The following is a 23,216-nucleotide window of genomic DNA, read 5'->3' as shown; positions in this document are numbered from 1 at the left end:
AAAATTGGGACGTATTCTCCGCTTATAAAGCCAGTTTAGGCTTTGTTTGGGCTTAAAATTTGTTTAAGTCCCGCTAAGCCACCAATACCCGTATTTCGCAACAAACTCCGATCGGAAGGCTGAGCCCGTCGGCCTCCCACGGGTTCTGATCGAGCGAAGAGAGGGATATTGCGGCCGTTGAGACTAATAGCTTCGACCACAAATCTACTGCCGAGGTTGGTCGTTTCAAACCGGCCGATGACTGGCGTATTAGCAGGTACGATCGTATTGCCGCGATTGTCGAGAATTCCCCCTTGCAGCAATAGCACTTCCTCTCGGCTGGGCTTCGCTTGCAGCCGCAAAGCCCGATCGCCGGGGTATAGCAAACTGAGTTCCGTGCCCGCCGGCAACAAGACATTCGCCCCAGCCGCAGCCTGCAAAGGAGCATTCGATCGTCCGCGAGGAAGCGGTTCACCAAAGGTAAGCGTCCGCTGTTGGGGTGCTGCTGTCGCCGTTATTTGAGGCTCTAGGCGGGGTAGAGCAGCAGCTTGTACCCCACGGCGTTCGTCAAGGCGAACATTGACTAAAGGCACTCTCAGCGGTCGGATTTGGTCATTGGGAGTTGGTGGCTGCGAAGAATTTGTAGCTGGATTCAGCGAATTAGGAGGCTCAGGTCGATCAACCTCTGGGGCACTAATTGACCTGGAATCTGTCGGTGGCTGGTTTTGCGGTACTTGTATTGCAGGCTGGGGCTGAGTTTCGGAAGTTTCCATAATTGGAGTCGGTTCGATCGAAGGACGCAACACCCAGCGATTTTCTACACCGCTTCTTTGGAATTGAACTTTCCCCGCGCTGAAACCGACTCCAGGAGCCAAATTGACCAGAATTCTCGCCGTTCCCGGTTGAAGTTGACTCACTCCCACAGAACGCACTCTACCTTGTGGGTATAGCTGAGTTGCATCTACTCCGATCTCAGTATTGGGCAAATCCACAGCAATCTGAGACGGGTTGAGTAGAGAATATGTGGGGGTTGTTCCCTCTGGGAGAGTAATTTCTAGCTCATTTGTCGCCGGATCGAATTTCCAACTTGTCACTGTAGAAGCATTTGCTGGTTCCAGTGTTGCCGGCACTGCTGCAACTGCAGCGACGACTGCTAGACTCAGACTCAGTGACTTGATCGCAAATAATCCGGGTGCTAGAGAATTAACAGTCAATTTTTGTAAGTCTGCCCAAAATTTTCGTGGTAATTTTTTGTATGGCATGGCTGCTGGGTGAAATTTTTTATCTGAAATAGATTATGGATGGGAAAATTTTGCCTTCGGATGACGCTGAAAGTTTAACATTATTGCGATATGAAAAATTTAACTAAATGGAAATTATTGCGATCGCGCTTCGTTCTTAACAACAAGTGGTGTCAGGTTAGACAAGATGAAATAGAATTGCCAAGTGGACAAATTATAGACGACTTTTTTGTTAATGTCCGACCCAATATCGCCCTCGTATTTGCCACGACAGAGCAGCAAGAACTTGTATTTGTACGCCAATACAGGCACGGAGTAGGCGAAATTTTGCTGGAACTGCCTGCTGGATCTTTCAACCCTGCTGAAGAGAGCGGGAAATCGGCAGCAGCCAGAGAACTTGCCGAAGAAACGGGATATGTTGCTGAAGAAATTTTGGAATTAGCAACCTTATATGATAACCCGGTAAAAGACACAAATTCTATCTACATATACTTTGCTAAAAATGTCAAGGTTGCCCGCAAAATACAATTAGATATTACAGAAGATATTGAAGTCGTTTTAGTCCCCATTGCTGAAGTTTTGGTGAAAATAAAAAACCGAGAAATTTGTGTATCCGGAAGCATCGCAGCTATTTTTTTAGGATTAGATTTTTTGAATAAACAGCGGTAAGGTGCTGTGTGAATGGAACCCTACACGCTGTTTGTTGTGAGGTCGGTCTTAACGAGAAAGAGTGAGAAAATCCAGAGAAGTCAGAGAATTATGAGCTCCCAAAACCTGAGCCAAAACCTCGCCAGTCGCCGCAACTTGCAGCAGTGTGCCATTGGCAGTCGAGTTAATTTGCAAAGCCTCAAAACTCAAGCCACCAGCCAAGACAAACTTATCAGTTCCCACGGAAAAATTGAGCACAGTATCAATACCGCTATTAGCGCTTAACACAAAGCGATCATTCCCTATACCCCCAATAAAAGTATCATCTCCCCCATCGCCAAACAGCCAGTCCTCCCCTGCACCCCCATTGAGAATATCGTTATCTTTCCCTCCGTAAATAGTGTCATTACCCTGATCACCATTGAGAGTATCTTGACCTTCATTGCCATATAACAAGTCATCGCCACTACCACCATTAATACAGTCTTGCTGACCGTCAGAACCCACAGCGCCTCGCTCATTTTGCCCGCGATCGCCACTAATGGTATCGTTACCTTCATCGCCACACAAAATATCGCTGCCATCATCGCCGTAAATCAAATCATTGCCCGCATCTCCCTGTACTACATCGTCATCCTTGCCTCCACGAAGCGTATCGTTACCAAAACCCCCACTCAAAGAGTCGGAACTCTCACCCCCATTGAGAAAATCATTGCCATCTCCCCCAAATAGCAAGTCGCGGCCATCGACATCGGAGACTAACTGGTTTTGCAAGCCGCCATAAAGCGAATCGTCCCCCTCATCCCCGACAATAGTATCGGAACCGAGTTCGCCCCAAATCCTGTCGTTGTCTTTGCCACCATAAACTAAGTCATTACCTTTGCCGGCAAAAATGCTATCGTTACCGCTGCCACCGCCGATGATATCGCCGGTGTCGTTACCGAAAATTAAATCGCCTTGATCCGTGGCAACACTACTGCCAAGTTGAGTGCCGTAATCGCCGATTATGGTATCAGAACCTTGATTGCCGTAGAGAGTATCCGAGTCAGTTTCGCCAAAAATGCGATCGCCCCCTTTGCCTCCTAACAACAAATCCCGTCCGTTGCCACCTCGCAAGGTGTCGTCTTGTTGTTGGCCGTGAAGTAGGTCGTTGCCATCGCCTCCCAACAGCAAATCGAAGCCGTCGGGGTCACTGTCTAGGGAGTTGAGGAGGCCACCAAACAAAGAGTCGTCTCCGTTGTCGCCGTCAAGGGTGTCCGGGCCTTTGTCACCCCAGATCAGGTCGTTGTCGATGCCACCGTAGGCGATGTCAGGGCCTTTGCCGGAGTAAATCGTGTCGGAACCTTGGTTTCCTGCAATGGCATCGCCTGAAGACCCGCCGAAAATCAGGTCGCCGTCGTTGTCGGTCAAGTCGATGTTGTTGCCGTTGTCGCCGACTATGGTGTCGGCACCGCGATCGCCGTACAATGTGTCGGAGTTGCGATCACCAAAAATGCGATCGTCTTGTTTGCCGCCAAATACGGCATCGGTTTGTTTGCCGGCGTAAACGATGTCGTTGCCCTTACCGGAGGCGATGAAGTCTCGCTGTTGTTCGCCGAAGATGATCTCGCTGCCGCCTTCACCTATAACTGTGTCGTCGCCACCAAAGGAAAGAAACAGTTGGTTGGTTTGGTTTCCTGTTAAGGAATCGTTGCCGGGAGTCCCGATGCTGGTGTTTTGGATGTTGATGAGTTGGGCGGCGTTGGAGTCGAAGTTGAGTATTTGTGAAGGCTGGGGTGGGATAAATGTGATCAGAGGGGGCTCAGGTAGGGGGTCGCAACCGCAACTGGTATCGGGTTCGGGTACTGGGTTGAATATGGGGGTTGCTTGCCGGGCTGGTGTTGGTGTTGGTGTTGGTTCCGCCGCTGGTGTTGGTGGTGTTGGTTCCGGGCCTGGTATCGGCGTCGGTATTGGTTCCGGGCCTGGTATCGGCGCGGGTATCGGCGTCGGTATTGGTTCCGGGCCTGGTATCGGCGCGGGTGTCGGCGTCGGTATTGGTTCCGGGCCTGGTATCGGCGCGGGTGTCGGCGTTGGTATCGGCGTGGGCGTTGGTATCGGTGTCGGCGCGGGCGGGGGTGTCGGTATCGGTTCCTTAAGGGGAATGAGAGAGACAGTGGCGACTGCCGCACTGGTGGCGCCGAGGTTATCTGTAGCGCTGTAGGTGAAGTGTGCCCCTGTGAAATTGCCGGACGCCTGGAAGAACAACTGGGTAATTTGCTCGGCTGTCAGGGTTTGACCTGCCGTGACCCGCACTCCCTGGCTGGGGTCGCCCAAGAACAGCGTGCCTTCATTGGCTGGCGGCAAGGTGTTTACGGTAAAGGAAGCCACCGTCCCGTCTGGGTCGGTTCCTCCGAGTCCGGGGATGTTCACGGTTGTTTCCAGCAACAAAGCGACGCTGGAGTTGTTGGCGACGGGTGGCTGGTCGGTGGGAGGTAATAGTGCTAGCAGGGAGGCTGTAGCAGGGGCTGGACTGATGGCGCCGCGCCTGTCTGTGGCGCTGTAGGTAAAGTTGGCGGCTGCGAATTCGCTGGTTGCTTGGAAGAATAACTGGCTGATTTGACTTGTGCTAAGTTTTTGACCTGCCGTGACCCGGATTCCCTGGCTGGGGTCGCCCAAGAACAGGACGCCTTGATTTGCCGCCGGCAGGGTGTTGATCGTGAAGAATTCGATCGAGTCGTCGGGGTCTTTGGCCGTCAGCCCTGTGAGGTTGACGGTGCTGTTTGGCGCCAGTGTCTTACTGAAGTTTGTGGGTACCGGCGGGTAGTTGAACGCCAGCGACACCAGAGAAACGGTGGCGGCAGGACTGCTGCTACCGAGATTGTCCTTGCTGCTGTAGGTAAAATTAGCTCCTGTGAAATTGCCGGCCGACTGGAAGAATAAGTGCGTCATTTGCTCGGCTGTCAGGGTTTGACCTGCCGTGACGGCCACTCCCCCGGTTGCGGGGTCGCCCAAGAACAGGACGCCTTGATTTGTCGGCGGCAGGGTGCTGATGGTGAATGTAACCACTGTGCCGTCTGAGTCTGTGCCTCCGAGCCCGCTAATTTGGACAACGCTGTTGGGCGCTAGCGCAGCGTTGCTGCTGTAGGCTGATGGAAGCTTGTTGGGTGTTGACTGCGCCAGTAAAATGGCGGTGGTGACAGTGGCTCTGGACTCGGAACCGTTGTTATTGCTCGGGTCGGGGTCAAAAGTGCTCGATCGACTCTGGGAAGTATTGCTAATGGTGCCGGTCGCTGGAACGACTATTGTTACCTCGCGGTTGATGTTGCTGCCGCTAGTCAAGCTGCGAATTGTTGGGAAGGTGACAACCCCTGTCACTGGGTCGTAAGTGCCGTTATCGGAGGCGCTGACTCCCGTTAAACCGGGAATGATGCTGTCTGTAATCACTACGTTTTCAGCAGCATTCGGCCCATTGTTGGCGGTAGTTATAGTATAATTCACGGAACTACCACCAGGAGCAGATGTGAGACCGCTCTTGGACGTAACCAGGTCGGCGCGGGCTGCATTGATCGAGGTAATAACTTGCCCCCCCGCCTGACCGGGCAATGCGACTGTCGAGCCGTTGTTATTCGTCAAGTCCGGGTCAAAAGTGTCCGATCGACTCAATACAATGTTGGTGATGCTCGTCAGGGTAGGCGGCGGTACAAAAATCAGGCGGCGGGTGACGCTGCTGCCGCTGGCTAAAGTCGCGATCGCTGGGAACTCGATCGCCCCTGTGGAAGGATTGTAGGTTCCGCCATCGGACACGCTGACTCCCGTTAAGCCGGGAATCAAGCTGTCGGTGATGACTACGTTGGTCGCCGGACTCGGCCCTAAGTTGGTAGTAGTGATTGTATAAAGGAGGGTGTCTCCCACCTTGAGGCTGGCCGGAGCCGTTTTTTGGGTGACAACATCGGCCACAGCATTGATCGAGGTAATGACTTGACCCCCCGCCTCACCGGGCACTGCGACTGTCGAGCCGTTGTTGTTTGTTAAGTCCGGGTCAAAAGTGTCCGATCGACTCAATACAATGTTGGTGATGCTCGTCAGGGTAGGCGGCGGTACAAAGCTGATGGTGCGGCTCTGGTTGGTGCCGCTGGCTAAAGTCGCGATCGCTGGGAACTTGATCGCCCCTGTGGAAGGATTGTAGGTTCCGCCATCGGACACGCTGACTCCCGTTAAGCCGGGAATCAAGCTGTCGGTGATGACTACGTTGGTCGCAGGACTCGGCCCTAAGTTGGTAGTAGTGATTGTATAAAGGAGGGTGTCGTCCACCTTGATGCTGGCCGGAGCCGTTTTTTGGGTGACAACATCGGCCACAGCGTCGATCGAGGTAATGACGGTGGCGTTGGGGTTTGTACCGTTGTTGTTGGCCGGAGTGGAGTCGGGAGTTATGGAGGTACTTCTTGCCGTGTTGCTGATGGAAGTTAGGGTGGGCGGTACTGTGAAGCCGATCATCCGGGTGACTGTCTCCGCGTTGGCTATTGCCACGGGTGCGAAGGTGACAATGCCGGTCACTGGATCGTAAACGCCGCCGTTCGATGCCGTGACTCCGGTTAACCCGGGAACTATGCTGTCAGTGATGGTTACAGCTTCTGCAGGACTCGGCCCTAAGTTGACTGTGGCGATCGAATAGCTGACTGAGCTACCGGCAGTAGCACTCGTAGAGCCGGTTTTGGTGGTTGCCAGATCCGCGTTGGGCGCAATACTTGTCGTAACCGTAGAGTTAGTGAGAGTGCCGTCTTTGTTGGTTGTCGAGCCATTGTTGTTAGTGGCGATCGGATCGAAAGTCGCCGCGCTACTCCGGGCCGTATTGCTGATGGCGGAAATGGTGGCTGGGGCAATGAAACTGACGGTGCGAGTCGCAGTATCCGCATTTGCCAGCACCGTCAGTGCTGGGAAGGTGACAACCCCTGTCACGGGGTCGTAAGTGCCGCCGTCCGATAGGCTGACTCCTGTTAAACCCGGAATAATGCTGTCCGTGATGGTCACATTGGCAGCGGGGTCTGGCCCCATGTTAGTCGTAGTCAATGTGTAGGCGACGCTTGACCCTGCCGAAGTAGTCACAGGGCCACTTTTGGTAGTAACTAAATCCGCCACTGTACCGACAACTGTGGTAGACACTACACCAGGCCCCTCGATTTGCCCTGGCGCGATTACACCGCTGTTGTTGCGGAGGTCGGGGTCGAAAGTCGAGCTAGTGCTGAATGCAACGTTGGCAAAACTGCTACCGCTGGTTAAACCGGGCGGCAAATCAATTGTCAGGGTGTAAGTCAGAGTCTCACCTGCATTGAGAACCGGAATTAACGGCCAGGTGACAGCCTTGGTTTGGTTCACGTAAGTGCCGTTGTTGGAGGCATTGAGAACCGGCGGCAATCCGCCCGGAAGCAGCAGTTCTAAAGGTATTTCATCTTGAATCAGAACATTTGTAGCAGGCGCTGGCCCCTTGTTTACAGTAGTAATCGTATAGGTAATGCTGCTTCCGGGCTTGACGAACTGCGGGCCAGTCTTGATAGTGGCAACCTCAGCCGCGATACTGGGAGGATTGATAGTTTCAACTACCACGTTTTGAAGTTCGTGAATGTTGTTGGCGCCTCCTGTGGAACTGCCAAAACCAAATTTGAAAATTGGCGGTACTGGGCCATTTGCGGTGACCAAGTTGGGGATGTCGATCAATGTAGTTTCGTAGATGCCGTCGAAATTTGCATCGAAGGCAACGGTAAGGCGAGAGGGATTCACCGGATCGTTAGATGGATTCAGCGTAATTTGAACGGCTCTTTTCGCTAAATTGCGATCGCTCGTGAACGTATTGCTGAAATTAAAATTGTTGCCGGCAACAGGGCCACTAAAGTCAATGCTCGTAGGAATGTTATCGATGCCGAAGGGAACGATCGCATTTGTTAAGAACCGATAACCGTCGGCTTGATTTCCTCTAACAGTTACTGAATCAGGTCTGAAAGAACCAATAGAGGAGCCAGGAATTGGAGGTGGCTCAGGGTCAGAGCGCCCTTCTGTGGATGTTGAAAAATTGCCAAACTCGTCAAGCCCAATACCTAAATAACCTCCCTCAATACCGGGTGTACCTGTTCGTGGAGCGTAAGCCAGAGAACCGCCATAACCCCCAGTCCTTGTTGGGCTGGCAGTGCCGTCAATCAAGAAGAAACCCAGCCCGTCCCCTGGCTGAGGGCTAATAAAAGGTTGCGGAGACTCAAATTGCTGACTTGAACCGTAAGAATAAAAATCAAACTGGACTCTGAGACCGTCGGTTGAAGGAATGGGGTTGTTGTAGATGACGAAGGCTTCCCGAAGGTTTACTGCTGGAGTTAATCGCAGAGCGCCATCGCCGGGATTTGAACCGCCCAAAGCCGGAAGTACGCCGGATACTGTGCCTCCGGTAATGCCGGGGATAAGTTGATTGGCTGCGGTCACCGTGCTGCTGGGATTGAACAGTGCCCCGTTGTTTCCCCCGTAAATCCAAGGCCCCCTAACTGTGGAGTTTTTGAAAGTTTCGTTAACTAATGTGCCGAGGGCGTAAGGGTAGGCTTCGAGCACTTCTTTTTCAATGGTGATTCTCGCCTTTATTTCCCCGATCGCAAATTTTAATTCCCAGTCGCCGCCGAGTGCCGCACTCCCCGTCAAGTTGTCGGAAGCCGCAATATCTGCACCGACCATCAAGCTCAGCCGCCGCACGAAGGCCTCGCCGCTTTCCCCCGCTGCGACGCTGCACCCGAATAACAAGATATCTCCTCTCTCGCTGAGGGCTTTTCCCCACTGCTGTAACAAATGGCTGTAGGTTTCTAAGTTGTCGCTGCAGAGTTCGATCGACCCTAGCTGAACCGCCGCTTCTCGACCGTGAGAAACTATCTGAAGGCTGTCTAAATCGCTGCAGTTAGCCAGAATTCTAGTAATTTGCTCGACTCCATCCTGCGTCGAGTCCAATACAAATACCTCTGTATCGGCTGTTGCTCCTCTTGCCAAGCTGTCGCAGTTCTCTACTCTGGCATCGAGGAACAGTACATTTTTTAAAGTCCGAGTGCCCACAGACTCTGTTGCTCGCAAAAATTCTCTGTGGGGATGCCCAATTCTCGTGACGCCACGGAGTTTCTGGGACAGGAAACACTCCTCTGTTTTTACTTGTTTTATTGGTTTTTTCTGATAATAAGTTGCTGTTGTTTGGGAGTTTGCGCCCGCAATCCTTGCGGTGGAGTCACATATTTGTGGGGTGATAAAAATTGGTTTGTTGCAGATGCTTTGCATGGTCAAGTTGGCTCACGGATTGTAGATGATGTACCCATTTCCAGATGATAATTATCACCTATTGGCAAGGTTTAATTGCAGAGTAAAAGGCTCTGCTGCTTGACTTGGATCAAGAGCAAAAAGCGGATTGTGCTCAGCACAAAGCAGTGCTATATCAATGTTTGATAGCATTGCAAATATCACCGGCAGAAGGGCTGAGGATTTGGTATTTAAATCCCAATAATCTCTCGCTCGGGTGATATTTTGCCTTCGGCTTTTTTCTTTTCTGTTAGCGAGTGTATCTGTTACACAGCTCTTACATCGCGCAGTAGATAAGAACACGAGTTCTCAAAAATTTACTTGATGAGGTTTTCTGTACCTCGTCTAATGCACTTTACTTTGCAGATAAAACTCACTATTTTTAGACGTATAAACCTAGTTTGAGGGACGAAAAGACTTCTTTGCAGCCCTCGCTCCCGGTAAAAAACTCGGTTTCTTTGGTTTTGGTGTGCAAGCCCTGTTCACAATAGCAACCACACATTAATTAGGGAGTGATAGCCGTCACATAATTATGCTGGCCGTGCCCGAAGTGTTATTCAACTGAGATCTTGTACCATTCTCAATAACCCTTCCATGGGGGGGTTCTCATCCCCCGCCCATAAGAAAATTCACTTGTTGTGGAACAGGCCCGAAAGCCTATTCTTGAGAATGGTGCAACATATGAGATTCAATTGAAATCGGCATACCCTGTATCGACGAAGCGTCTTAAAAATTCTTGACTTGGAGTCGGGAGATAGCAATCTAGGTGGGAGACTGTTTCGCTACGATCGCAAAAACAGATTAGTGCCGCCCACCAGCAACTTCTCAAACTGCCAACAAGCGAGTCTTCGAGCTGGTTTCTGTTTAAGATAAATGCTCGGGACAATGTTTCGTGCAGAATTTTTCATGATGTTTTGGAGAAACTGATTAGGAGATTTGCGCCTCAGCTACTTACGATTTTTGTTGGCTAATTTTCTTAACTGCAGGAGTTACGCCTAGAAGACTAAAAACCCAATTTATTCCTAGGTTTCTCGCCACCCAACCAAAATTTATCATCTAAACTTCGTTTCTGATCGTAAGTCCTCAACTAGAAAAACACCGAACGCAATTCGCCAGTTATGGCAACTGTAACCAAGCAATAATGCTCGATTAGGGTTTAATTGCTGAGTTTGGGCGCGGGTCGTCCAAAACAAGCTTCAACAATAATCCTTACACGTAAGTACATATTAACTCATTGATTACTACATCCGCAAATAGACGTAGATATAAACACCAATACAAGCTATATCTTTTGCTCCCGTACGTCAAGAGTCCTGGCTTGGTAGTACCGACAATCTTGACAGGGCCCAGAAGGATTGACAGCGCAGCGAATGTAATTTGAGCGGGCGTTATACTCGCACGTGATATCGCCGATCGAATAACCGAGGCTTTGTATGTAAGTGCGATCGGCAGTTGGTAGTTGAGTTCGCATGGCTCTATTCGCTACCGCAAGTCTTGCCGCTGCAATTCTGTCGCGGGCTTGGCTCTGGGCAGAGCGCATCACCCACAAAGACAGCAGCGACGGAGCTAAACCTATGAAAATAATCAGGAGAGCAGTTAGCACATTTTCAGAGCTTATGTGGAGAATATTTGTTTTAATTTAGGCGATCGGCAACAAAAAATCCTCCTCGACAAGACGGTTTTAAATAAGAAAAGTTCCCGATCAAGTCTCAAACTAGGCCGCCCCTGTGTTAACCGTTAGCTCGGGAGTGAGGAGGTCGATCGCTGTTGGCGACACTTTCTTGGTAAAGCACAGCGCCAGAGTCTAACAAAGCCAGAAGCGCAGATATGATGTGATAGTATGTCAGGTCAATTACCAGCAATCAAATATGTTTGTAGTGAGGAATGCAAGTCCTGATAAAAAACTCAGAGAACTTGGATTCATCACTACAAACGCGAAATCGGTTATTTTACAGGGCTAGATAGGAGAAACCGGGTCGAGTTCCAAAACAACCAAGTCAGAACATGGGCCAGCTATTGTTTGAGGAACCCGGTTTCTCTCAAAAACCCAAACGGTTAAACCTTAGCAATATCCCCCGCTAAATCCATCAACGAACCCGCACCTTCCACCTTAGCAACATCTAACAAAGTCTTCAAAACCGAATCGGGATTCAAACTAATCGAATCAATTCCCAACTCAACCAAGAAACGAGCAAACTCAGGATAATCGCTGGGCGCTTGACCGCAAATCCCAATCTTGCGATCGTACTTCTTGGCGGCTTTAATGGCAATTGCTACCATTCGCTTGACAGCTTCATTCCGTTCGTCAAAAATGTGCGCGACTAAAGCAGAATCCCGGTCTAATCCTAATGTTAGCTGAGTTAAATCGTTAGAGCCGATCGAGAATCCGTCAAAAACTTGGGCAAATTCGTCAGCAAATATGACATTGCTCGGCAATTCGCACATCACATACACTTGCAAGCCGTTCTCGCCCTTAACTAAACCGTGTTTTGCCATCTCAGCTAACACTTTTCGTCCTTCATCCGGGGTGCGACAAAAGGGAATCATTGGAATCACATTTGTCAAGCCCATTTCGTCGCGAACTCGCTTTAATGCTTGGCATTCCAAAGCGTAAGCTTCGCGGTAATTTGGGTCGTAATAGCGAGATGCGCCGCGCCACCCGATCATCGGGTTTTCTTCCTTGGGTTCAAACTGCCGCCCTCCCAAAAGATTAGCATATTCGTTGCTCTTGAAATCGCTCATCCTCACGATGACTGGATTTGGATAAAATGCGGCGGCAATTGTGGCAATTCCGTGGGCTAGTTTGTCCGTGAAGAAATCGGGTTTGTGTTGGTAAAGTGCTGTCAGTTCTGCAATTTCTTCTTTGACTGATTCATCCACCAATTCGTCAAAGTGAATTAGTGCCAGCGGGTGTGCTTTAATGTGATTGGCAATGATGAATTCCAGTCGCGCTAAGCCTACGCCGTCGCAAGGAATTGCTGATAAACCAAAAGCTTCTTCTGGATTTCCCACATTCATTAAAATTTGAGTGCGGGTGCGGGGTAAATTCTCGATCGCAGTTTCTTGAATTTCAAAAGGAAGCAAACCGGAATAAACTTTGCCTTCATCTCCTTCCGAACAAGAAACAGTGATTTCTTGCCCGTTTTTCAAGATTTGGGTGGCCTCGCCGGTGCCGACAATGGCGGGAATTCCCATTTCTCTGGCGATGATGGCGGCGTGACAAGTGCGGCCACCGGAATTGGTGACTATCGCACTTGCTTTTTTCATAATCGGTTCCCAATCCGGGTCTGTTTTGTTGGTAACTAAAACTTCTCCTGATTGAAATTCAGCGATTCTGTGAACGTCTAAAATCACGCGGGCTTTGCCTTGTCCGATTGATTCGCCAACGGCGCGTCCTTTTGCTAAAACTGCACTGGTACCTTGCAGTTTGTAGTTTCGCAAAACTTTAGCAGACTTTTGAGATTGTACTGTTTCGGGTCGCGCTTGGACAATAAATAATTCGCCCGTATTGCCGTCTTTTGCCCACTCAATGTCCATCGGGGTATAAGTCCCGCGCACTTTAGAGTAGTGTTCTTCGATGACTACAGCCCATTTTGCTAGTTGCAGAATTTCATCATCTTGTATGGCAAATTTATTTTTTTCTGCGGCTATCACGGAGACGTTTTTGGTATATTTAGAACCGCCGATATCGTACACCATTTTGAGTGTTTTGCTGCCGAGGCGTTTGTCTAAAATCGGACGAAAACCTTGTTTTAATGTTGGTTTAAAGACGAAGTATTCGTCGGGGTTGACGGTGCCTTGGACGACGTTTTCGCCTAATCCGTAGGCGGCGGTGACTAATACGGCGTTTTTGAATCCGGTTTCGGTGTCGATGCTGAACATGACGCCGGAGGATGCTAAGTCCGATCGCACCATTTTTTGGACGCCGACTGAGAGGGCGACTTCAAAGTGATCGAAACCTCGCTGCTGGCGGTAGGAAATCGCGCGATCGGTGAATATGGAAGCAAAGCATTTGTGACAGCATTCGAGGACGCCAGCGCAAGCTTGGACGTTGAGGTAGGTTTCTTGCTGTCCGGCGAAACTGGCGTCTGGTAAGTCTTCGGCGGTGGCGGAGGAACGCACTGCTACGTCTGTACTGTCGCCGTAGCGATCGCACAATTTTTCGTAAGCATCCGCGATCGCCGCTTGTAGTTCTCGCGGAAATGGTGTGTCCAGAATCAGTGCCCGCGCTTGCTTGCCTTTTTGTCGTAGGTTCTGCAGATCTTCTACGTCTAAATCGGCAAAAATTTCGCGCAATTTTGCTTCTAAACCCGCTGACTGGATGAAGTAGCGATAAGCGTGTGCTGTAGTTGCAAATCCGTTGGGAACTCTGACTCCTTGGGCGGTTAACTGTTGAATCATTTCGCCCAAAGAAGCATTTTTACCGCCTACTAATGGGATGTCGGCGATGCCAACTTCATCAAACAACAATACTAAGGATTTTTCTTTGGGAATAAAACCGGGTTTTTGTTCAATTGCTAAATTGTCGAGCATTGCTTTTTTCCTCTCAACTTCTGCTCATTTCGGTCAAAGGACAGTAAACAAAAGACAGTTTATTGGGAATTGTAATTGGGTTACAAAAATTCTCAAATTTTTTCCTAGGCTGTATCAACCGAGTTTTCGATTGCCTCTATTTCAAGATTATCACTTTTTGGCTAAATAGCAAGGCCTGTGGAGATATTTTATTTGATTGCAAAAAGTAAAGAAATTGCAGTAATGAGTTTATGTAAGGTATTATAAAAGAAGTGGTAAAAATATGAATAGTGAAGATAGTTCCCACCGCTTTTTTTGCGTTGAGCGCTCATTGGTGTGGGGATATCGCTCGGATTGTGTTGGTAGCGGAATCCAAGGGCAAAAAAGGGTGGGGTTGGAGCGCGCGATCGGCTGAACCCGCCCAAAAACCGATACTTACTTTCCGACAGGAGTCGTGAGTCGCCCAAAATTTGAGATTCTAGTTCAATCTCCTCGATTCATCTGTGGACTAAATCTCAAATCTCAAATCTCAAATCGGGTGACAGGGGCGATCGAAAAAAAAAATAACACCCAGCAGCTTAGTTTCCTCCTGAAACCCAGGTCCTAAAAACCTTAAAAATTTTCCCTCTGATTGCGTTAGACTATTTAGATCAAAAACACAGTCGCATAGATATTAGATATTGCACCATTTTCAATAAGCCTTTTAAGGGCTGGTTAGAAGAACCCCTCCCAAGAAACTTTACTCTTTGTGAAATGGGCCGGAAAGCCCGTTCTTGAGAACCGTTCAACATCTGAGATAAAGTGCATTGTAATTGTTGAACCAAAGAGTTTTTAACGGGAAACGGCGGGATTTGTGGCTATACAATTCTTTATATGCTATAATAGTTGGCTAAACTGCCTTATGACAAAAAACAAGGTATATGATATCAGTTTTGAGCCCACCCGCAAAGCGAAACGGCTTTAAAGTTCTTCTGGTCGAAGACAATCAAGCAGAAGCCGATCTGATCGAAGAATTATTATTAGAAACAAATGTCAGTAGAACCGAACCCCAAAGGCTATCAGTAAGTTGTACCGACCGTCTCAGCAAAGCGCAGGAACTTTTGGTCAGCGAACATTTTGATGTGATTTTACTAGATCTTTCGCTGCCCGACAGCCAAGACTTAAATACAATTGTCAAAATACAAGAATATAGCCTAAATACTCCGATTGTCGTACTGACTGCCCGCAACGATGAAGAGCTTGCCGTGCAGTCAATCCAAGCCGGAGCTCAAGATTATCTAGTGAAGCGAAAAATTGACAGCCAAGTGTTAATTAGATCGCTTCGCTACGCAGTCGAGCGACAGCACAACCAAGAAGCTTTGCGAAAAAGCGAAGAAAAATATCGCTCGGTAGTCGAGAATTCTCTCGTCGGAATTGCCATTCTTGCTCCTCCGAGTGCCCCCTCAGCACCAGAAAAATGCGAGTGGTTGGAAGTGAACGATGCTTTGTGTGATTTACTGGGATACGATCACCAAGATTTTTTGCACGAGAATTGGAAGCGGTGGGTTTTTCCTGAAGACGTGCAGCCTAGTTTAGAGCAGTTAAATAAAATTTTGGCAGGGGAGAGTGAAGGCTATGTTTTAGATCAAAGATGGCACAGAAAAGACGGAAAAACAGTTTATACTAGAGTTTCCCTGCGCTGTATTCGCGCCCGGGACGGCTCGATCGACCGCCTGATTAAAGTAGTCTTAGACGTGAGTGATCGCTATCGTTACGAAGCTAAATTAAAAGCATCAGAAGAGTTTTTAAATCACACGATTAATTCTACTCCTGACCCAATTTTTGTTAAAGATGAGCAGCACAAATGGATCGTATTAAACGATGCTTTTTGCAATTTGATAGGAAAAAAACGCTCGGAACTGATTGGCCAGTCAGGATACGATTTTTTACCCCCAGCACAAGCGGCTTTTTTTTGGCAACAAGACGAGGAAGTAATGCAAAGAAGTCTTTCTCAGGAAACAGAAGAATTTTTTACAGATGGCGACGGCCAAGAACGCATTATATCTACTAAAAAAACAGTATTTAACAACGCCGACGGTCGTAAAATGTTGGTCGGAACAATGCGAGATGTGACCGAATACAAACGCCAGCAAATTGCGTTGCAGGAAAGCGAAGCTCGATTTCAAATCATGACCGACAACGTGCCGGGAATGATTTATCAATATCGGCTTTATGTAGATGGTAAAACATCTTTTACTTACGTTTCTTCAGGCAGTTGGCAGATATACAATTTAAAGCCAGAAGAAATAGAAGAAAATGCCAGTTTGGCTTTTGCAACAGTTCACCCAGACGACATCTCAGACTTGCAGCGATCGATGGCAACTTCAGCGGCAACTCAGCAAGCTTGGCAACACCAGTGGCGGCAAGTTATGGGAGATCGAGTGAAATGGCTGCAAGGCGCCTCAAAGCCAGAAAAGCAAGCCAACGGCGATATAGTTTGGGACGGTTTGGTGATGGATGTTACCGAATTGAAACAAACCCAGCAAGACCGCGATCGATTTTTTAATCTCTCGCTGGATTTACTTTGCATTGCAGGTTTTGATGGCTATTTCAAACGCTTAAACCCCGCTTGGTCAAATGTATTGGGTTATAGCAGTGATGAAATCTTAGCCAAACCTTTGATAGAATTCGTCCATCCAGAAGACCTAGAAATTACTGTAGCGGAATTAGAAAAACTTAAAAAAAGCCACCCCGTTATTAGCTTAGAAAACCGCTATCTTTGCCAAGATGGTACTTATAAATGGCTGTCGTGGACAGCATCTCCGTTTGCAGAAGAAGGTTTGATTTATGCAGTTGCTCGCGATGTTACATTTAGCAAGCAAGCTGAAGCTGAATTGCGTAAGAGTGAAGCCACCAACCGCGCTCTTTTAAATGCGATACCAGACATGATATTTCGCTGTCGGGCAGACGGCACTTTTGTAGACTTCAAGCCTGCAAAAGATTTCGAGAATATCCTACCACAAAAAGCACTAATTGGCAAAAAAGCACAAGACATATTGCCGGCTGCTTTTGCTGACAAAATCTTGTCGGGCAATCAACAAGCGATCACCACCGGCGAGATTCAAGTTGTAGAATATCAAATGCCAGTTAATGAGGAACTGTACGATTTTGAAGCTAGAATTGTTTTCTGCACGGATGACGAAATTATCGCGATCGTCCGTGACATCACCAATCGCAAACGTTTTGAGTCAAAACTCCACAGGCAAGCAGCGGCAATGGCTGCTGCTTCCGAAGGTATCGCCATATTCAGTGCCGACAAAGAGGTGATTTATTGCAACGCAGCACGACTAAAAATCTACGGTTACGACTCTCTCGAAGAAATCTTAGGTAAAAGTTGGAAAATATTCTACCAAGGTGCAGAGCTGCAAAGGTTCGAGCAAGAAGTCCTGCCGACTTTAGTGAAGAAAGGTTCTTACAGCACCGAAGCAGTAGGATGCCGTCGTGACCGCTCGGAAGTCCCTATAGATGTCTCGCTGACAATGCTGCCCGACGGGGAAATCATTTGTATTGTTCGCGATATTTCCCAAAGAAAAAAAACAGAAGCAGCACTGCGGGAAAGCCAGCGGTTCGCTCAGCAAATTGCTGGGGCAAGTCCTAATATTTTGTATGTTTGCGATTTAATTGAAAAAAAAACTATCTATGCAAACGCTTCTATATACCACATTCTCGGCTATACAGTAGAGGAGATTCAGGCAATCGGGCCGTGGATGATGTCAACTTTAATCCACCCCGAAGATTCAATCAAAATGCCTGATTATTTACAGCAAGTTGAAACAGGCAGCGAAGGGGATATCTTTGAAATTGAATACCGAATTAGGCACAAGGATGGTTCTTGGTGCTGGATGGTTAGCCGAGATACTGTATTTGCGAAAACAGCAGACGGTAAGTTAAAACAAATTCTCGGCACGGCAACTGATATTACAGAAAGCAAGCAAGCAGAAGATGAAATAAAGCTGTTGCTGGCAGCAACTCAAGCCATTAGTCAGTCAGCAGATTTTCAGAGCGCCCTCCCAGATATCCTGCGGTTGTTGTGCAATGCGATCGGCTGGGATTTTGCGGAAGCTTGGATACCGACTGCTAACGGTACTTTTTTGGAACACAGCGAAACTTGGTACGCTAGCGATCGCGATTTAGATAGGTTCGGCCGCGAAAGTAAAAAAATTAGATTCGCCGCCGGAGTGGCAGTACCTGGACGGATTTGGTCAACCAGAAAGGTAGAATGGATTGAAGATATTTCTCTAGCCGAAAATCATCTTTTTGCCCGATCGCAAATGGCGAAATCAGTCGGATTGAAAGGTTGTTTCGGAGTGCCAATTCACGCTAGCTCAAAGGTGCTGGCAGTTTTAATATTCTGCAAGCGCGGTCGCTCGATTATGGAACCGCGTATAGTAGAGTTGGTCAAGGCTGTAGCAACTCAGTTGGGCGATCATATTCAGCGCAAACAAGCCGAAGAAGAATTGCGTAAAAGTGAAGAACGCTGGCAGTTAGTTCTCAAAGGCAATCAAGACGGAATTTGGGATCTGAATCTTCAAACAAATGAAGCTTTTCGATCGGCCCGCTGGCAAGAAATTATCGGTTACGCAGACGGCGAAATCGACAGCACCAACAGCGCATGGATCGAGCGCATCCATCCAGACGATCGCTCACGAGTGCAAGCAGCGATCCAAGGTTATCTCGATCGCCAAACCCCCCATTACGCCGCCGAATACCGCTTGCAGTGCAAAGACGGTAGCTATAAGTGGGTGCTCGCCCGCGCTCAAGCAGTGTGGGACGAAGCCGGAAACCCTCTGCGGATGGTGGGTTCGATGACGGATATTAGCGATCGCAAAGCAGCAGAATTAGCTTTACTGCAGGTCACTCAAGCCGTCGAAAGTACCAGCGACGCGATCGTGATCGCCGACTTGAAAGGGCGGTCTATTTACCACAATCAAGCCTTCATTCAGCGCTACGGCTACACCGTGGAAGAACTCAATGATATTAGCGATATGACCGCGCTTTATGTCCGGCATAAAAATTACAAACAAATCTATAAAAGCCTTCGCCAAGGTCGCTCTTGGTGTGGAGAAATTGCACTGCGAACTAAGAGCGGCGAAGCAGTTACTGCTCTGGTACGAGCCGACAGTATTCAAGATGTTAATGGAAATTACATCGGCTTAATTGGAGTAATTACCGACATCACAAAGCGCAAAGAATCAGAGCTAATTTTGCGACAAAAATTAAAGCGCGAACAGTTGGTAGTAGCCATGCTGGAACGCATTAGATCTTCTCTCAATCTTGAAGAAATTCTTACCAAAAGTGTCGAAGAAGTGCGGCATTTTTTGCAAGTAGACCGGACTGTTATTTACCAATTTAATCCGGATTGGGGTGGGTTGATCGCTGTCGAGTCGGTTGCCGAAAATGTCCGACCAATTGTAGGAATGGAAATTTATGACCCCTGTTTCGGGGCAGCCTACGTTCCTCTTTACCAAGACGGTAGAATTAGAGCGATAGAAGATGTTCACAATGCCGACCTGGCCGACTGCCACTTGGCCTTGTTGACTCAGCTCGATGTGAGAGCGAATCTGGTAGTGCCGATTTTGCAAGGTGAAAACTTGTGGGGGCTGTTAATTGCTCACCACTGCACGGGCCCGCGTCCCTGGCAGCAATTCGAGGGAGAGTGTCTCAAACAATTGGGGGTGCAGTTGGCGATCGCCATTCAGCAATCGATGCTATTTGAACAAGCACAAACCGAAATTGCCGATCGCAAACTTGCAGAAGCCGCCCTGCAATTAGCTAAAGAAGCCGCCGAATCCGCCAACCGCGCTAAAAGCGACTTTCTCGCCAACATGAGCCACGAATTGCGGACGCCTTTGAACGGGATTTTGGGATACATTCAACTGCTCAAAGTCGATAAAAACTTTACCGCCGATCAGCAGGAAAGTCTTAACAACATTCACCAGTGCGGCAACCACCTGCTGATGCTGATTAATGATGTTTTAGACCTCTCAAAAATCGAAGCTAGTAAAATGGAGCTGTCACTGACAAAGGTGCATTTTTCTACTTTTGTTAAAAGTATTATTGATTTGTTCCAGATGCGCTCTGCTCAAAAAGGAATTGCCTTTAATTACGAACAGGTTTCAGCGCTGCCAGACGGCATTTTGGCAGACGAAAAAAGGTTGCGTCAAGTTTTGATTAATTTGCTCAGCAATGCCGTTAAGTTTACGAGCAGCGGCAGCGTTACATTCAAAGTCGGTTATGCAGAAAATTTCCCCGATAATTATCCTCAAACCAACTGCCAAAACTCTACTTTGAAAGCGGAAATTGCCACTCAAAATATCAATTTGGACGCCAATTTAGACGCGCCGCAAATGTCGCTCCCGCCGCTGGAAACAACAGAAGCGGGCAAGGTGATAACAGCAGAAAACATGGGCGATCGTGCCCCTACCCCTAAAATTCGCTTTCAAATCGAAGATACCGGCATTGGCATCGGGCAGAATAAATTAGAAGAAATATTTTTGCCTTTTCATCAAGTGGGCGATCATAACAATTTCGTCGAAGGTACGGGGCTGGGACTTTCCATCAGCCAAAAATTAGTCAAAATGATGGGCAGCCAAATTCGCGTCCAAAGTACCTGCGGCAAAGGCAGCATATTTTGGTTGGATCTAGACTTGCCCGCAGTCGCCCAGTGTTCGGAACTCCTCTCCCGGCAAGAAAAAAGGCGGCTTGTAGGTTTTATCGGCCCCCAGCGGAAAGTGCTAATCGTGGACGATCACGAAGTAAATCGCGCCATGTTGCACAGGTTACTTTTTCATTTAGGTTTTGAAATTGCCGAAGCTACAGACGGCGAAGACTGCTTGCACAAAGCACAGGAATTTCTACCGGATATAATTTTAATGGATTTGCTGATGCCCGTAATGGACGGTTGGGAAGCTACCAGGCGGCTGCGACAGTTGCCGGAATTAAAAGATAAGGTTATCCTTGCTTTGTCCGCTAACGTTTACGAGACTAGCAGGCAACAGAGCATACTTGCAGGTTGCGATAATTTTCTCACCAAACCGATTCAAACTAACGAGCTTTTAGAATTATTGCGCCTGCATTTGAGACTAGAATGGGTTTACGAAGAACGAGCGCAAACCAAAAAGCGGACAGATCAAACTGCAAAAGCATCTTCTGAGATTGCTGCTGCTGACTCAACGATGGTGTCTCCTGCCTCAGAGTCAGTTTTGGCGTTGTTAAGATTGGCTGCAATGGGCGATATTGAAGCTATTCTGGAAGAAACTGCTAAACTCGAACATTCTGACCCGACATTAGTGCCTTTCGTTCATCACCTGCGCCAACTTGCTAAAGGATTTCAGCTCAAGCAAATTCGAGATTTTTTGAAGCAACATTTGTCCTAAAATTGACGGTAGCTAACAGACAACTCAAAATCAGTTAAATCTCGCGCCCAGAGTACCATTCTCAATTAGGTGTTCTGGCCTCCCGCGAAGCGACAACTTAATTTGCTTGGGCGGCCCGGACTCGCAGCCGGCTCCTCAAAGGCTTATTGCAAATAGAAGCATCTAGGAAGCAACCAGGTTTCTAGAGCTGCAGAAAATTCATTCAATCCGATTTAACGTCACAACCAACAACTCAAAAATCAAAAATTTGAATGTTTCCCTTGAATATGAACGATAAGAATTCCGAAAGAAGCATCATACTAATTGTCGATGACAACCAAACAAATCTTGACGTGCTTTTCGAGTTGTTAAGGAATTACGGGTTTAAAGTATTAGTGGCTCTAGACGGCGAAAGTGCGATAGAGCAAATTGACTACATCCATCCAGACTTGATTCTTTTGGATATCATGATGCCAGGAATTGACGGTTTTGAAACTTGCCGGCGTTTGAAAGCAGAGCCGTCAACGCAAGATATTCCCATCATATTCATGAGCGCCCTTTCCGATACGCCTGATAAAGTAAAAGGCTTTCAGACAGGAGCCGTTGACTACATCACTAAGCCTTTCCAACACGAAGAAGTTTTGAGCCGGATTCAAACCCACTTGACAATCCGCAGCTTGCAGAAAAAACTAGAAGAAAAAAACCTCGAACTTGCCCACCTCAACCAAAACCTGGAAAGACTTGTTGAACAAAAAACCAAGCAATTAATAAACCAGGAAAAAACAGCCATCATCGGACGTTTGACTCAGGGCATGGTTCACAACCTCAAAAGTCCGCTGCAAGTGATCCAGACTAGCGTCGATTTGATTGAAACAAAAGCCACACAAATTCAAGAAGACTCTCTGTTTAATTATACTAAGTATATTTTTCAAGCTGTCACAAAAATCAATCAGATCATGGATACTCTGATGATGAAAAGCCGAAATGAGCAAAAGCAAGATTTGCACCCGGTGAATATCAACGATTTAGTGCAGCGAGAAATTCAGCTATTGGAAGGCAACCTGTATTTTAAAAATAAAATTAGAAAAAAATACTTTTATGACGAAGAAATTGCTAGCATTCCCTTAATTTATTCCTATCTTTCTCAAGTATTTTATAATTTAATCAATAATGCAATGGATGCTATGTGGGAAAAGAAAAGCAGAGAAATAACTATTGTGACTCGGCAAGACGACTCGAACATATACATGGATATTGCAGATACGGGATGCGGCATATCCTCTGAAGATTTGCCAAAACTTTTTGACCCTTTTTACACCTCCAAGCCACCTAAAGGCGAGGAAAAAACCGAAGGGGAACCGACAGGAACTGGCCTAGGACTTTATACTTGTATTGAACTTTTAAAACCTTTTAACGGTGAGATTGCTATTAGCAGCAATGTCGGTCAAGGCAGCGTGTTTACAGTTGTGCTGCCCAAACCTCAGAACAATGGAGCGACTCAACCGAGTTAAATTATGTCCGGTTAGACAACCATAATTAAGTTGGTAATTAGGTTGGTAGCAAGGAATGCAAATCTTGGTTACTCGCTCCAGAGAGGACTTGCATTGCTCAATACAAACCAGCGCTAATTGCGGACAATTAACCGGACACAATCTCAGAGCGTATCTTGTAAATCAACGGTAATTATCGTAGCTTAGGATTTATATATTTCTATAAAAAAATAATGCAACTTTAGGCAAGCTTTAAAGGACTATTTAAAATTTAAAGTTTCAAAGGCTATCAGCAATGCCAATCGTGATTACTCCGCGCTCTTTTGACTTGCCTCTTGCTATTCCCATGCCAAAGGTTGTAAATTAAAATAGAGTTGAGTTGCAATATTGGTAAGAGTATGATAGTTTTGGGCCACTAGGTTTGGGGCGAGGCGGAAAACTTGCAGCGAACAACTCAATTCTACAAATAAATCTGCGCGGTCTGCAAGCACACAGCCCACTCTCAAGCGTGTGGTTCAAGTTCCCCAATCATCAGCTAGGTAGCTGCATCCGCTGCTGAGGTTTTATAATTACTAAAAAATAGCAAAAGGATAGCAGTAAAAAAAATGCCACTGTACGCAAGAACCAAACTGCGATAGTCATCAGTCATTCCAAATCTCCAA

8 protein-coding genes are annotated in these 23,216 nt (G+C 47.6%); 3 read left to right on the top strand and 5 right to left on the bottom strand.

Going from position 1 to position 23,216, the window contains the following annotated elements; genetic code table 11:
- Positions 1-35: 35 nt before the first annotated feature.
- Positions 36-1,241 (bottom strand): AMIN domain-containing protein, encoded by a 1,206-nt coding sequence (locus tag QUA04_RS04915; protein WP_333254325.1) that lies wholly within the window; start codon positions 1,239-1,241, stop codon positions 36-38.
- A gap of 90 nt (positions 1,242-1,331) precedes the next feature.
- Here QUA04_RS04915 and QUA04_RS04910 point away from each other — a divergent pair, with 90 nt between their 5' ends.
- The gene (locus QUA04_RS04910) at positions 1,332-1,889 is read left to right on the top strand and encodes an NUDIX hydrolase (RefSeq protein ID WP_333254323.1); all 558 of its coding nucleotides are present in this window, start codon (positions 1,332-1,334) and stop codon (positions 1,887-1,889) included.
- 48 nt (positions 1,890-1,937) lie between these two features.
- Here QUA04_RS04910 and QUA04_RS04905 read toward each other — a convergent pair whose 3' ends face one another.
- From QUA04_RS04905 to ppsA, 3 genes are all read right to left on the bottom strand, one after another.
- Positions 1,938-8,942, bottom strand: a complete 7,005-nt coding sequence (locus tag QUA04_RS04905; RefSeq protein ID WP_333254321.1) for a DUF4347 domain-containing protein — start codon at positions 8,940-8,942, stop codon at positions 1,938-1,940.
- A gap of 1,498 nt (positions 8,943-10,440) precedes the next feature.
- A complete protein-coding gene (locus QUA04_RS04900; protein WP_333254319.1) occupies positions 10,441-10,761 on the bottom strand; it encodes a DUF6464 family protein in 321 nt (106 codons plus the stop codon).
- Positions 10,762-11,213: 452 nt separating this feature from the next.
- Complete coding sequence (gene ppsA, locus QUA04_RS04895) at positions 11,214-13,691, bottom strand: phosphoenolpyruvate synthase (RefSeq protein ID WP_333254317.1); 2,478 nt, start codon at positions 13,689-13,691, stop codon at positions 11,214-11,216.
- 899 nt (positions 13,692-14,590) lie between these two features.
- Between ppsA and QUA04_RS04890 the strand changes: the two genes are divergently transcribed.
- Both QUA04_RS04890 and QUA04_RS04885 read left to right on the top strand, forming a co-directional pair.
- Positions 14,591-21,085 (top strand): PAS domain S-box protein, encoded by a 6,495-nt coding sequence (locus tag QUA04_RS04890; RefSeq protein WP_333254315.1) that lies wholly within the window; start codon positions 14,591-14,593, stop codon positions 21,083-21,085.
- A gap of 251 nt (positions 21,086-21,336) precedes the next feature.
- Positions 21,337-22,575 (top strand): hybrid sensor histidine kinase/response regulator, encoded by a 1,239-nt coding sequence (locus tag QUA04_RS04885; RefSeq protein WP_333254313.1) that lies wholly within the window; start codon positions 21,337-21,339, stop codon positions 22,573-22,575.
- Between the two features lie 317 nt (positions 22,576-22,892).
- On the opposite strand, the gene QUA04_RS04880 is transcribed toward QUA04_RS04885, so the two are convergent.
- On the bottom strand, positions 22,893-23,045 hold the full coding sequence (locus tag QUA04_RS04880) for a hypothetical protein (protein ID WP_333254309.1): 153 nt from the start codon (positions 23,043-23,045) through the stop codon (positions 22,893-22,895).
- Positions 23,046-23,216: the final 171 nt, after the last annotated feature.

Origin of the sequence: Microcoleus sp. S13_C5 (genome assembly GCF_036700845.1) — a bacterium.
GTDB lineage: Bacteria > Cyanobacteriota > Cyanobacteriia > Cyanobacteriales > Microcoleaceae > Microcoleus.
The sequence above is the reverse complement of the archived record's forward strand: the minus strand, read 5'-3'. Positions and strand labels throughout refer to the sequence as shown.

Coding starts and splice junctions, on each gene's coding strand:
- QUA04_RS04915 (WP_333254325.1), bottom strand. CDS start 1,241: ATGCCATACAAAAAATTACCACGAAAATTTTGGGCAGACTTACAAAAA.
- QUA04_RS04910 (WP_333254323.1), top strand. CDS start 1,332: ATGAAAAATTTAACTAAATGGAAATTATTGCGATCGCGCTTCGTTCTT.
- ppsA (WP_333254317.1), bottom strand. CDS start 13,691: ATGCTCGACAATTTAGCAATTGAACAAAAACCCGGTTTTATTCCCAAA.
- QUA04_RS04890 (WP_333254315.1), top strand. CDS start 14,591: ATGATATCAGTTTTGAGCCCACCCGCAAAGCGAAACGGCTTTAAAGTT.
- QUA04_RS04885 (WP_333254313.1), top strand. CDS start 21,337: ATGTTTCCCTTGAATATGAACGATAAGAATTCCGAAAGAAGCATCATA.